Consider the following 12,726-nt stretch of genomic DNA (forward strand, 5'->3'; position numbering starts at 1 on the left):
GGAAGAGGTGGAACGGGCCGTTGAGTTCGAGCAGGAGCTGGGAGAAATGACCCGCGACGAAGCCAGCCTGCTGGGCGTCTATCTGCAGCGGGATCTGGAACACCTGCTGCACTTCGTCGAAGAAACCGGAGAGGGAGTCAGGGAATGGCTGCAACTGGATATTTCGCTGCTGGAGCATCAGCTGGCCAATATGCTGCTTTCAGTCGCCGATAAAACCAGAATCGATACACTCGAGCTGAACCAGAAACTGGAAAGCCATGGGCCCAGCCAGTACATCAGCGGGGAAGTGGCCACGGCCGGCATGTTCAAATGTCTCAACTGTGGTCATATGCGCTGCCTGACGGCGACGAGTCACCTCGAACCCTGCGACGCCTGCGGCTCCCACTACTACGAGCGTGTGACCAGTCGCTGGCCCCATAAATCCGAATAGCCGGCGTCGGTAGGGTCAGGTCAGGACTTTGGCTGATCCAAGCTAATCGTGACTGATTTTGGGGATCACCCGCTCACGTGCGAACACAATCAGAATGGCCGCCAGGGTGAGCACCGGCCAGGACCCGGACAGCATAAAGGGTGTGCTGCCGCTGGCCACGTAAAGCTCGCCGGTCAGCACCGCGCGCTCGAACCGGGCAATGGTCCCGGTGATCTGGCCGTGGTCATCAATAACGGCGGTAATGCCATTATTGGTGCCCCGCAGCATATACCGGCCGGTTTCCAGTGCCCGCATACGGGCAATCTGCAGGTGCTGCAGCGGGCCGATGGAGTCGCCGAACCAGCCGTCGTTGCTGATCGTCAATAGCAGACCGGTGTTGTAGGCGTTAAACGCAACGAAATCCGGATAGGCCACTTCGTAACAGATGAAGGGCATGATATTGACGCCGTTCGCCACCAATGGCCCCTGATCGGACGGCCCCCGGCTGAAGCTCGACATGGGCAGATCGAAAAAGCCGATCAGGCCGCGGAGCCACTGCTGCAGCGGCACGTACTCGCCGAAGGGCACCAGCTTCTGCTTGTGATAGATTCCTTCGCCATTGCCAATGGCGATGATGCTGTTATGAAAAGTGAAATCTTCAATCCGGTCGCTGAATCCGTACCATGGGATGCCGGTTAGCAGCGTGCTGTTTTCTCCCAGTTCTTCACTGATGTGGTCAATGACTGTCCCGGCCTGGTCCTGGGGAATCGGGATTGCCGTTTCCGGCCACAGGATCAGGTCGGTATTCCAGTGGGGGCCGGTCATTTCCAGGTAGGCCACAATCTGGTCCCGCAGGAAATCCGGGTCCCATTTTATCTGCTGGGGGATATTGCCCTGCATGGCGGCAAATGTGGTTGGCTTTTCATCGAGGCTTGTCCAGTTTATCCGGGACAGGGCCGGGCCGGTGAGCCAGGGCAACAGGACCACAACGGCCACGATGCCGGCGCTGATGCGGCGACTGTTCCCGACCAGCTGCCAGCAGGCGAGCGCGCCACAGGCTGTAACCGTGACCCAGAAGGTCAGGCCATGAACGCCGACCAGGGGCGCGAACCCGGCCAGTGGTCCGTCCACATGGGCCGTGCCCAGATAGAGCCAGGGAAACCCGGTCAATAACCAGCCCCGGACCCAGTCGCCCAGTATCCAGATGGCCGGAAACAGAATGAGCCTTCTGATGGTGCTGTCTTTCGCGAGTTTGCCCCAGGCCCAGAACGCCAGGCCATGGCAGAGTGCAAGCCCGGCCACGAAAATGACCGTAAGCACAATGGCAAGCGGTACCGAGGTGTTGCCGTGTTCGCTGATGCTGACGTAGACCCAGCTGGCGCCGGAACCGAAAAGCCCGAGGCCGATCAGCCATCCGGCGCGAAACAGTTGCGGTGAAGCCAGCGTAAGACAGCACAGCAGGATCAGAAAAACCGATACCGGCCCCAGCCACCACCAGTTGAAAGGCGAGAAGGTCAGGGTCTGAAGAGCGCCCGCAATGACGAGCAACAGAGCCTGCAGTGCAGTGTGCTGAAGCAAAACGGATGATGCCGCAGTTGCCTCCGGGCTATTGCTCATTGCTTCGTGAAACCTGCAGCAGACGAATCACCCGGTTGTCGGCATTTGCAATCGTGAACTCAAGCCCCTGACATTCAACGGTCTCACCGCGGCGTGGCAGGTGGCCGAATTCTTTCAGGACAACGCCGCCAATGGTGTCGAACTCTTCTTCATCCAGGTCGGTTTCAAAGAACTTGTTGAAGTCGTCAACGGGGGTGACCGCCTTGACGGCAAAGGTGCCATCGCTGCGGGACTTGATGTGGGTTTCCTCGTCGAAGTCGTGCTCGTCCTCGATTTCCCCGACGATCTGCTCCAGCACATCCTCAATTGTAATCAGCCCGGCAGTGCCGCCGTATTCGTCCACCACGATGGCCATATGATTGCGGGTTTCCTTGAATTCCTTGAGGAGCTGGTTGAGGCGTTTGCTTTCGGGAACAAAAGTAGGGGGACGAAGAATTTCGCGGATGCGGTTCCAGTTGAGTTCATTGCGAAGCGCGAGTGGCAGCAGGTCCTTGGCAAGAAGAATTCCGATTACATCATCCTGACTGTCGCCAATGACCGGGAAGCGGCTGTGGGCGGAACTGATGATCTCTTCCAGAAATTCTTTTGGCTCCTGGGCGCCTTTGACCGTAACCATCTGGGAGCGGGGAATCATGATTTCATCGACCCGCATATCGATAACCTGCATCGCGCCCTCGATGATACTCAGGGCATCGGCGTCAATGATGCGCTCGGATTCAGCATCACGCAGGATTTCCAGCACGTCCTCTATGGACTCAGGCCCGCTGGAAAAGGCCTGTGATATACGTTCCAGCCAGGACTTGCTGCTGCCCTGACTGCGACTCGACTGATCGTCGCTCATGCGTCTTCTTCCGTTTCCCCGATGTCATTAAAGAGTGTCGTAAGGATTGCCGAATCCCAGTTGCGCCAGTAACCGGATTTCCAGGGCTTCCATGGCCTCGGCCTCGTCATCTTCAATATGGTCGTAGCCCTGAAGGTGCAGCATTCCATGCACTACCATGTGTGCCCAGTGTGCGCTGGTGGTTTTCTGCTGCTCGCAGGCTTGCTTCTCAACCACTGGCGCGCAGATGATCAAATCACCGGCTAACGGGACTGTTATACCGGCTGGCGCCTCAAATGGGAAGGACAGCACGTTGGTTGGTCCGGTTTTGTGGCGGAACTGGGCATTAAGGCTGGCGCTTTCTTCCGCATCGACAATACGGATCGTCACTTCGGAATCCCGGTCGCCCAGCCAGCCGGCTTGAGCCCATGTGCGGAATGAGTCTTCTGCCGGTAAGCCCCTTTCCTCAGTGGCGAGCTGAACATCAACGGTCAGGCTGGCCATGCTGCTCAGGATTCTCCGCCGTCAAAGACATCGTAAGCTTCCACGATCCGCTGAACCAGCGGGTGGCGGACCACATCCCGGGACTCGAACCGGGTAAACCCGATACCGGAAACGTCGCTCAGAACCGAAGCAGCGTGAATCAGCCCGCTATTCTGGCCCCGGGGCAAATCCACCTGGGTAGTATCGCCGGTAATCACCGCCGTTGAACCGAAGCCGATCCGGGTCAGAAACATTTTCATCTGCTCGCGGGTGGTGTTCTGGCTCTCATCAAGAATGATAAACGAGTTGTTCAGGGTACGACCCCGCATGAACGCCAGCGGCGCAATCTCGATCACGCTTTTCTCGATCAGCCGGGTAACCTGGTCAAAGCCCAGCATTTCGTAGAGCGCGTCGTAGAGAGGGCGAAGATAAGGGTCCACTTTCTGAGCCAGATCGCCGGGCAGGAAACCGAGCTTTTCGCCGGCTTCGACGGCCGGACGTACTAACAGGATTCGTTTGACCTGCTCGTCCTTGAGAGCCTCGACCGCACAGGCAACTGCAAGCCAGGTTTTCCCGGTACCGGCCGGGCCAATGCCAAAGTTCACATCGTGGGTGCGGATGTTGTGCACGTATTTCTGCTGGTTCTCGCCCCGGGGTTTGGCTTGCAGTTTTGGTGTCTTGATAACCGTCACGGCACCGTTGTAGGGCACATCATTTGCCAGCCGTTCGAAGCCGGTTTCGCGGATAAACAGGTGTACCATATCCGGCGAGATATCATCGCTGGCCTCGGTTTCCCGGTACAGGTGCCGGATAACCTCGGTGGCCGCAGCCACGTGCTCGGTTTCACCCTCCACCCGGAAATGATGGCCACGACGTCCAACTTTCACGTTCATGCGCCGTTCGATGTGTTTCAGGTGCTCGTCAAACTGCCCGCAAAGCGCGGCCAGCCGGCCCTGGTCTACCGGGTGTAAATCGAATTGTCTGGAATCGTTGGTTTTCAAACAGTCTCCGGGTTCTGGTTTGGTTGCTCCCCCTCGGGGGAGTACGCCTTCTGAAAATGGTGCCTGTCGGGCGGTGGCCGGGGGAGGTTTCCAAAAAACGCCCGTAAATACTTCCCTGTAGGGCTCGATCGCGCCATCCCTGGCGCTCAACGTTTTTGGAAACCTCCCCCGGCCACCGCCCTTGTTCCGCCATGTGCAGGCCGGCCGCCCGCCCGTCTTCTGTTGTATTGGAGTCGGCTTATTTCAACCTTCGTGTTGTTTGCAGACACGATTAAAGTCGAATGTGAGGGGTGGGGATACGCTTCCAAAAATGTGCGGAGCCAAGGATGGCGGAGCCCAAGCGCACATGGATGTGCTTGAAGCGTTTTTTGGGAGCGTATCCCCACCCCTCACCAATCACCAAACCTGCGACCCATCGGGCCGCCCATTCAATACATCTCCGAGTTGACGGGCATACCCCTAAGGGAGTTAGGCAGCGCCTCCCGAATTTCCACGTCAATAAAGTTCCCGACCACCTCCGGATTCTCATGCCGGAAATTCACGATGCGGTTGTTCTCGGTACGGCCCGCATATTCGCCCGGGTCTTTTTTGGACAGACCGGTTACCAGAATGCGCTGGGTGGTTCCCACCATCTTGCGGCTGATATCCATCGCCTGTTGATTGATACGCTCCTGCAGGATACTCAGCCGTTTCTTCTTGACGTCCATGGGCGTGTCATCCGGCAGGTCTGCCGCCGGGGTGCCGGGGCGGGCGCTGTAGATAAAACTGAAGGACACATCGAAGCCGATATCGTTGATCAGCTTCATGGTGTCCTCGAAGTCTTTTTCGGTTTCCCCCGGGAAACCAATAATGAAGTCCGACGAGAAACTGATGTCCGGGCGGATCCTGCGCAGGCGGCGCAGCTTGGACTTGTACTCCAGCGCCGTGTGGCCGCGCTTCATGGCAGACAGGATGCGGTCGGAGCCGCTCTGGACCGGAAGGTGCAGATGGCTGACCAGTTCCGGCACCTGTTCGTAGGCCTCGATCAGCGAATCCGAGAATTCCACCGGGTGGGAGGTGGTGTAACGGATGCGGTCGATGCCATCGATCGTGGCAATCAGGGTGACCAGCTCGGCCATGTCCATGACGTCGCCGTCGTGGGTTTCGCCACGGTAGGCGTTGACGTTCTGGCCCAGCAGGTTTACTTCGCGCACGCCCTGGCCAGCAAGGTGCGCCACTTCCGCAATCACGTCGTCCACCGGGCGGCTGACTTCTTCACCGCGGGTGTAGGGCACCACGCAGAAGGTGCAGTATTTGCTGCAGCCTTCCATAATGGATACAAAAGCCGAAGGGCCGTCGGCGCCCGGGTCGGGAAGGTTGTCGAATTTTTCGATTTCCGGGAAGCTCACGTCTACCACGCCAACGCCATTACCCTTGGCACGGATTTCGGTAATCATGTCCGGCAGCCGGTGGAGTGTCTGGGGACCGAATACCATGTCGACGTAGGGTGCCCGGTCGATAATCGCCTGGCCTTCCTGGCTGGCGACGCAGCCGCCCACGCCGATGATCAGCTCCGGTTTTTTGGCCTTGAGGCCTTTCCAGCGGCCAAGCTGGTGGAACACTTTTTCCTGGGCTTTTTCCCGGATCGAGCAGGTGTTCAGAAGCAGGATGTCTGCATCATCCGGGGTGTCGGTCATTTCAACGGTTTCGCCGGTGCGCAGCAGGTCGGCCATTCTCGATGAGTCGTATTCGTTCATCTGGCAGCCGTGGGTCTTGATGTAGAGCTTCTTGGCCATGTTTCTCAGCAGTTTTGATGAATGTGGCGGTGCGTGTCGGGCGCCAGAGGATAGCGGCGCCCTGAGTAAAATGTAACTGGCCATTATAACGGGGTGATCATTCTTCAACCACCTTTGTCTTGGCAATCCTCTAAATCCGTTGTGGTATCATTTTGGCCTGCTAGTCAGGTGTTGAAGCGGATGGGGTGAGGCCTTCCAAAAAACGCCCGTAAATACTTCCATGTAGGGCTCGATCGCGCCATCCATGGCGCTCAACGTTTTTGGAAGGCCTCACCCCATCCGCTTTCCGAGCTATGTGCGAAACACAAATACAGAAAGCCAGACGACCATGACCCCTGAACGCCTTGCCAGAATCAGACAAACACTCGATACCCGGCAGCCAGACCTCAGTGTTCTCACTGACCAGGTCCACAAGCCCAGAAACCTGTCCGCCATTATCCGTTCCTGCGATGCATTCGGTCTGGCCAATATGCATGTGGTCTGGCCGAAGGAGGGTTTCCGGGCATTCCGGAAAACCGCCGGGGGCAGTTATCGTTGGATCACAACCCATACCCATCGCAGCATGGGCCAGGCCACTGAAACTCTCAGGGGGCAGGGTCACAGGATATACGCGGCGCAGCTCTCAGACCGGGCGATTGATTTTCGGGAAGCGGATTTTACGGTGCCCTGCACGGTGATTCTGGGCAACGAGATTGAGGGCGTCAGTGCGGATGCAGCAGCTGAGGCAGATGAGCACATTGTGATTCCGATGATGGGGATGGTGGAGTCGCTCAATGTATCCGCGGCCTGCGCGATTATTCTGTCCGAGGCCCAGCGTCAGCGGAAGCTGGCGGGAATGTATGATTACCGGAGGCTGCCGGATGAGGAGTATAACCGGCTGCTGTTTTGCTGGTGTCAGCCGGTGGTAAAGCGTTACTGCGATGACCGCAGCCTGCCGTATCCGCCGATCGATCCGGAAACCGGTGAGTTGGTTGACGGCGTCGGCTGGATGAACGCGGTGCGTAAACTGAGGGCAAACCGCGTCCGCTGGGACGAGTTGCCCGAAAACCTGGCAAGCCGGGGCTGATTACTCTTCCCGGCTTTCAAGGAACCGTTGCAGCTGTTCCCGCAGTGCCTTTGGCAGGCGGGTAATGGTCAGCGCATCGCGGTCGCGGTCATAGTAGATCGCCTGGTTAACCAGGTCTGATGAGAACGACACGCTCATGCCGCCGCCGGAGCCGGCGATTCGCACCAGTTTTTTCACCTTGCGGTGATCCGGGTGGAGGACGCCGCTTTCCGGTATTTCGGCAGTTTCACTGGCAAATTGCTTGAAGCGTTGAGGCTGGCTTTCGTCCAGATAACCCGACAGTGCCTCGATTTCCACAGGCTCGCCAAGCGCGTGCTGCTCTTTGCAGAATTCGTAGGCGCGGCTCCGGACTTCACCGGCTTTTTCCGGTTCTGAGGACTTGGCGAAGGCTTCCACGGCATCCAGAAACGTCAGGGTTTCCTTTTCCACGTCCACCTGATTGGTGAAGCCGCACAGCCGGATGAAATGATCCCCGGTTTCGCCGGTGCCCCGGGCGTGAACCAGGGTCAGGTAGTTTTCACTGCCCCGGGCTCCCAGCCAGTCGTCCAGCTCGATTCTGACGGCCAAGTTGAGACGCGACAGGCTGAGCACGTCGGTGGTGTCCAGAGCCTGCTGGCCATCAAAGCGCAGGGCGCTGTCGCTTTCCAGTACCAGAAGGTAGACAACGTCGGAATCGGCCAGTGCTTCGTGAACCAGCATCAGATGGCCCTGGTGTTCTTCCTGGCTGGCGGAAAGAAGGTCCTGCCATTGCCTGAACAGACGGTCTGTCAGCGAGGCAAAGCTCTGACGGTCTTCCAGGTAATCCCTGAGCCAGGCACTGAACGGGGATTCGCCGGTATCTTCGGAGAAGCGACCGTATTTTTTGCCCGGCTTGCTGTTGAACAGACGTTTCATCTGCTTTTGCAGGCCTTCGTAGTCGCCGCCTGGTTCGGCAAGCGGCTCACCCTGTCTCAGGCGTGCCGGCTGGCCTGGCTGGAGTTGGCTGGCATAGGCGGTGCGGAGGTGTTTTATGGCCATGATGGTGACTCCTCGTTAACCAAATGAATAGCATAGCAAGCGGGCAGGTCTTTCCAGAACCGTCCGGAGCCAGGGATGGCGGAGGCCGAGCGTACAGGGATGTATTCACAGCGTGTTCTCGAAAGACCTGTCCGCTTGCGTTCACACGGCTTTATTGAAAGAACAAAGCCCCGGAGCCGGATGGGCTTCGGGGCTTTACGGGCAGAGCAGCCTGAAGGCTGCCGAACAGGATCAGATGCGCTTGTTGCGAATCAGCTCCTGAACCAGTGTACTGACGGCTTTGGTGATCTCTTCGCTGGTATCCGCAGACACCGACGCAGAGGCAATGTCAGCACCCAGGTTAACCACGATCGCGATCAGACTGTGGGCGCTGACCACCTGGGCCGCCCGGCGGCGGTCATCAGCATTGCCGGCGTTATCCTCACTGAGAACGATGGTGGTCTTGCCCTGGTCGAACAGTGCGCGTTCCAGAGCCAGTGCCAGGGCCGGTGCCTGCTTGCCGTTACAGGCAATGATTGCAGGCTTCTGGGCCAGGCGGCGCTGACGCTCCTCGGTGGTGACCGGGTCCAGTGACTCCACTGTATCCGCGCTGCCGGCGATCATGCCTGCACCGATGGTGACGTTGCTCAGCCGGTCAATGACGATAAAACTGCCAGTGACATGGTTGTTCGGATAGGGGTCAAACGCAATCGGCTGGCTCAGGGTCAGTTCGCACAGACCGATTTCGTTCAGTTGCAGCGCTCCGGGGTTTTCGCGTTTGTCCAGGGTATTAACGTCGGTCTGGTGCTTGATGGTTTTCACCGTCGCCGAGGAAAAAGTCGGGCCCAGCTTGATGTCGTAAAGGCGTCCGGTTTCCAGTGGCGAATCGGTCATCCAGACAATGTTGGCCAGGAAGCGGTTGCCAACTTCCGGCTCGTCTTCCGGTTTGACCAGCATGTCGCCACGGCTGATGTCGATCTCGTCGTTGAGGGTCAGGGTGACGGCCTGATCGATATAGGCCTCGTCCAGATCGCCCTCAAAGGTCACGATGTCCTTGATGGTACTGGTGCGCCGCGAGGGCAGTGCCATCACTTTTTCGCCGGGACGAATCACGCCCGATGCGATGGTGCCGCAGAAGCCGCGGAAATTCAGGTTGGGGCGGTTGACATACTGTACCGGGAAGCGGAAGTGCTCCAGGTTCTTGTCATGGGACACCTGTACCGTTTCCAGGATTTCCATCAATGGCTGGCCGTCGAACCAGGGTGTGTTCTCACTCCGGTTTACCACATTATCGCCTTCCAGCGCGGACATCGGAACGAAACGAATGTCTTTCAGACCAAGCTGGCTGGCAAAGGCCAGATAGTCGTCCTTGATTTCGTTAAAGCGCTCTTCGCTGTAATCCACCAGGTCCATCTTGTTGACCGCGACGACCACATGGCGGATGCCCTGCAGTGAGGCAATATAGGAATGGCGTCGGGTCTGGGTCAGCACACCCAGGCGGGCATCAATCATCAGGATCGCGACCTGCGCCGTGGAAGCGCCGGTGGCCATATTGCGGGTGTACTGCTCGTGGCCGGGTGTGTCGGCGATGATGAACTTGCGCTTGTCGGTAGAGAAGAAGCGGTAGGCCACGTCGATGGTGATGCCCTGCTCACGCTCGGCCTGCAGGCCGTCTACCAGCAGGGCCAGGTCCAGCTTTTCCCCGGTGGTGCCCATTTTGGCGCTGTCGGTTTTCAGGCTGGCCATATGATCTTCGTAGATCATCTTGGTGTCGTGCAGCAGGCGACCGATCAGGGTGCTCTTGCCGTCATCAACGCTGCCGCAGGTCAGGAGTCGCAGCAGCTCCTTGTTCTCGTGTTGCTTCAGGTAGGCCTGAATATCTTCGGCAATAAGATCGGACTGATGTGCCATTTTAGAAGTACCCTTCCCGCTTTTTCTGTTCCATTGAGCCGGCTGAGTCGTGATCAATCACCCGGCCCTGACGTTCGGAGCTGGTCGCCAACAGCATTTCCTGGATGATCTCCGGCAGGGTGTCTGCCTCGGATTCAATGGCGCCGGTCAGCGGATAACAGCCCAGGGTGCGGAAGCGGATCGATTTCATCTCCGGCTTCTCGCCTTCCTTCAGCGGCATGCGGTCATCGTCCACCATGATCAGGGTGCCGTCACGCTCGACGACGGGCCGCTTGGCGGAGTAATACAGGGGAACGATCTCGATATTTTCAAGATAGATGTACTGCCAGATATCCAGCTCGGTCCAGTTGGACAGCGGGAAGACCCGAATGCTTTCGCCCTTGTTGATCTTGCCGTTGTAGATGTTCCACAACTCAGGGCGCTGGTTCTTGGGGTCCCAGCGGTGATACTCGTCACGGAACGAATAAACCCTTTCCTTGGCGCGGGATTTCTCTTCATCGCGGCGGGCACCACCAAAAGCCGCATCAAACCTGTACTTGTCCAGGGCCTGCTTCAGGGCCTGGGTTTTCATAATGTCAGTGTGTTTGGCGCTGCCATGGGTAAACGGACCAATACCCTGCCTGATGCCGTCCTCGTTCTTGTGGACAATCAGGTCCAGACCGTATTCCTTCGCCTTCCGCTCACGGAATTCAATCATTTCCCGGAATTTCCAGGTGGTGTCTATGTGCATCACCGGAAACGGCAGCTTGCCCGGATGAAAAGCTTTCAGGGCCAGGTGCAGCATTACTGCCGAATCCTTGCCGATGGAATACAGCATGACCGGATTGTCGAATTCGGCTGCGACTTCCCGGATGATGTGGATGCTTTCTGCTTCCAGCTGTTTGAGGTGCGTCAGGTTATAGGTGGTCATGGTTTCCTGTTACCGCGTTTCTGGCCCGTATGTTACGACCGAGGCATGGGGTATGAGAGCGAAAATGATAACAGAACCCGGCATGGCATAAGAAGGCCGGAAATTAGAGTTTGATGTTATAACAATATAGCGGTATAGCGGTCAGGACCGGGATGACGCCGACGGTGATATCAGCGGTGCTGGGTATTGACGGAGGTCAGTGAGTTGTTGCGGAGAGTAATTTGCGCACGTATTGATCCACCTGGGTGAAACCATTGCCGTCAAATTCGGCGAACTGTATACCTATCTGATACTGGTTTCTGGAAATCCGGCGCGTATGCACAATGTGGCCGTGTGCGACTACAGACACGGGTTCGTTGTCAACCACCGGTACCGAAAACAGGGCTTTCACTTCAATCCAGGTCCCGGGCGCAGGGGTTTGCTGACTCGGAATCAGGTCCTTGAATTTGTCGCGGCCACAGAGAATCATCAGTCCGGTTCGCGAGATATTGGACACCGAGCAGACCAGCGAACTACCATCCGGCTTCTCGACAGTGACCTCAATCGCAACATCAACGCGCTGCTGGTTGCGTAAGTTAGGTTTTGCAACAATGTTTTTTATCATCGCTCTTATATACTGCTCGGCTTAACTTCCTGAAAGTCTAGTTGTTTAGCAAGTAGCCAGCAAGTTGTGGGCTGGTTGGTATACTCGGGTTCGGTGGAAATTATCAATGGTATGTCACAGAAATGACACAGAGGCGCGTTCAATGGCAGAAAAAACAGCATCAGCCGGGCAGGGCGGCAAGGTTGGCTTCATCAGTCTTGGCTGCCCCAAGGCACTTGTTGACTCGGAACGCATCCTTACCCAGTTGCGGCTGGACGGATATGACGTGGTGCCAACTTACAACGACGCCGATATTGTGGTGGTCAATACCTGTGGCTTTATTGACGCGGCCAAACAGGAATCCCTGGATGCCATCGGCGAGGCGCTCAGTGAAAATGGCAAGGTAATTGTCACCGGCTGCATGGGCGTGGAAGCAGACCGGATCCGTGATACCCACCCGGGCGTTCTGGCGGTCTCGGGCCCGCATGCCTATGAGGAGGTGGTTGGGGCTGTGCATCAGTTTGTGCCGCCGAAAACACAGCATGATCCCTTCACCGATCTGGTTCCGCCGCAGGGCATCAAGCTGACGCCGAGACATTACGCCTACCTGAAAATTTCCGAGGGCTGTAATCACCGCTGCACCTTCTGCATCATCCCTTCGATGCGGGGTGACCTGGTGAGCCGCCCCATCGGGGATGTGATGGACGAGGCGCAACGGCTGGTGGACGCCGGGGTAAAAGAGTTACTGGTGATTTCCCAGGATACCTCCGCGTACGGTGTCGACCTCAAATACCGCACCGGCTTCTGGCAGGGCCGCCCGCTGAAAACGAAAATGCACTCACTGTGTGAGGCGTTGGGTGAGATGGGCGTCTGGGTGCGTCTGCATTATGTCTATCCCTATCCCCACGTGGATGACATTATTCCGCTGATGGCGGAAGGCAAGATCCTGCCTTACCTGGATATCCCGTTCCAGCATGCCAGCCCGAAAGTCCTCAAGGCCATGAAACGCCCCGCCCATGACAGCAAGACTCTGGAGCGCATCCGCAAATGGCGGGAAATCTGCCCGGAGCTGACCATCCGTTCCACTTTTATCGTCGGCTTCCCCGGCGAAACCGAGGAGGACTTCCAGTACCTGCTGGACTGGCTGGATGCCGC

12 protein-coding genes are annotated in these 12,726 nt (G+C 57.5%); 3 read left to right on the plus strand and 9 right to left on the minus strand.

The features are described from left to right. Positions 1-430, plus strand: a 430-nt coding sequence (locus VJ956_RS13545) for a zinc ribbon-containing protein (protein ID WP_324085572.1), incomplete at its 5' end; no start/stop codon positions are given. Between the two features lie 42 nt (positions 431-472). On the opposite strand, the gene lnt is transcribed toward VJ956_RS13545, so the two are convergent. From lnt to miaB, 5 genes are all read right to left on the minus strand, one after another. Further along, on the minus strand, positions 473-2,026 hold the full coding sequence (gene lnt / locus VJ956_RS13550; protein WP_324085573.1) for an apolipoprotein N-acyltransferase: 1,554 nt from the start codon (positions 2,024-2,026) through the stop codon (positions 473-475). Continuing rightward, the gene (locus VJ956_RS13555; protein ID WP_324085574.1) at positions 2,016-2,867 is read right to left on the minus strand and encodes an HlyC/CorC family transporter; all 852 of its coding nucleotides are present in this window, start codon (positions 2,865-2,867) and stop codon (positions 2,016-2,018) included. The genes lnt and VJ956_RS13555 overlap by 11 nt, the downstream gene beginning before the upstream one ends. A gap of 27 nt (positions 2,868-2,894) precedes the next feature. Next, the gene (ybeY, locus tag VJ956_RS13560) at positions 2,895-3,350 is read right to left on the minus strand and encodes an rRNA maturation RNase YbeY (protein WP_324085575.1); all 456 of its coding nucleotides are present in this window, start codon (positions 3,348-3,350) and stop codon (positions 2,895-2,897) included. Between the two features lie 5 nt (positions 3,351-3,355). After that, positions 3,356-4,330, minus strand: a complete 975-nt coding sequence (locus tag VJ956_RS13565) for a PhoH family protein (protein WP_324085576.1) — start codon at positions 4,328-4,330, stop codon at positions 3,356-3,358. A 428-nt stretch (positions 4,331-4,758) separates the two neighbouring features. Next, the gene (gene miaB / locus VJ956_RS13570; RefSeq protein WP_324085583.1) at positions 4,759-6,105 is read right to left on the minus strand and encodes a tRNA (N6-isopentenyl adenosine(37)-C2)-methylthiotransferase MiaB; all 1,347 of its coding nucleotides are present in this window, start codon (positions 6,103-6,105) and stop codon (positions 4,759-4,761) included. A gap of 328 nt (positions 6,106-6,433) precedes the next feature. On the opposite strand from miaB, the gene trmH reads away from it, so the two are divergent. Beyond that, on the plus strand, positions 6,434-7,171 hold the full coding sequence (gene trmH / locus VJ956_RS13575; protein ID WP_324085577.1) for a tRNA (guanosine(18)-2'-O)-methyltransferase TrmH: 738 nt from the start codon (positions 6,434-6,436) through the stop codon (positions 7,169-7,171). On the opposite strand, the gene VJ956_RS13580 is transcribed toward trmH, so the two are convergent. From VJ956_RS13580 to VJ956_RS13595, 4 genes are all read right to left on the minus strand, one after another. Continuing rightward, positions 7,172-8,188, minus strand: a complete 1,017-nt coding sequence (locus VJ956_RS13580; protein ID WP_324085578.1) for a nucleoid-associated protein — start codon at positions 8,186-8,188, stop codon at positions 7,172-7,174. Between the two features lie 231 nt (positions 8,189-8,419). Then, positions 8,420-10,078: a sulfate adenylyltransferase subunit CysN gene (cysN, locus tag VJ956_RS13585; protein ID WP_324085579.1), complete on the minus strand. Its 1,659-nt coding sequence runs from the start codon at positions 10,076-10,078 to the stop codon at positions 8,420-8,422. Position 10,079: 1 nt separating this feature from the next. Then, on the minus strand, positions 10,080-10,988 hold the full coding sequence (gene cysD, locus VJ956_RS13590) for a sulfate adenylyltransferase subunit CysD (RefSeq protein ID WP_324085580.1): 909 nt from the start codon (positions 10,986-10,988) through the stop codon (positions 10,080-10,082). Positions 10,989-11,184: 196 nt separating this feature from the next. Beyond that, entirely contained in the window at positions 11,185-11,592 is a 408-nt protein-coding gene (locus VJ956_RS13595) for a PilZ domain-containing protein (protein ID WP_324085581.1), read from the minus strand. Positions 11,593-11,734: 142 nt separating this feature from the next. On the opposite strand from VJ956_RS13595, the gene rimO reads away from it, so the two are divergent. Further along, positions 11,735-12,726, plus strand: a 992-nt coding sequence (gene rimO, locus VJ956_RS13600; protein WP_324085582.1) for a 30S ribosomal protein S12 methylthiotransferase RimO, incomplete at its 3' end; no start/stop codon positions are given.

The organism is Marinobacter sp. (genome assembly GCF_035268745.1).
In the GTDB taxonomy this organism is placed as follows: Bacteria; Pseudomonadota; Gammaproteobacteria; order Pseudomonadales; family Oleiphilaceae; genus Marinobacter.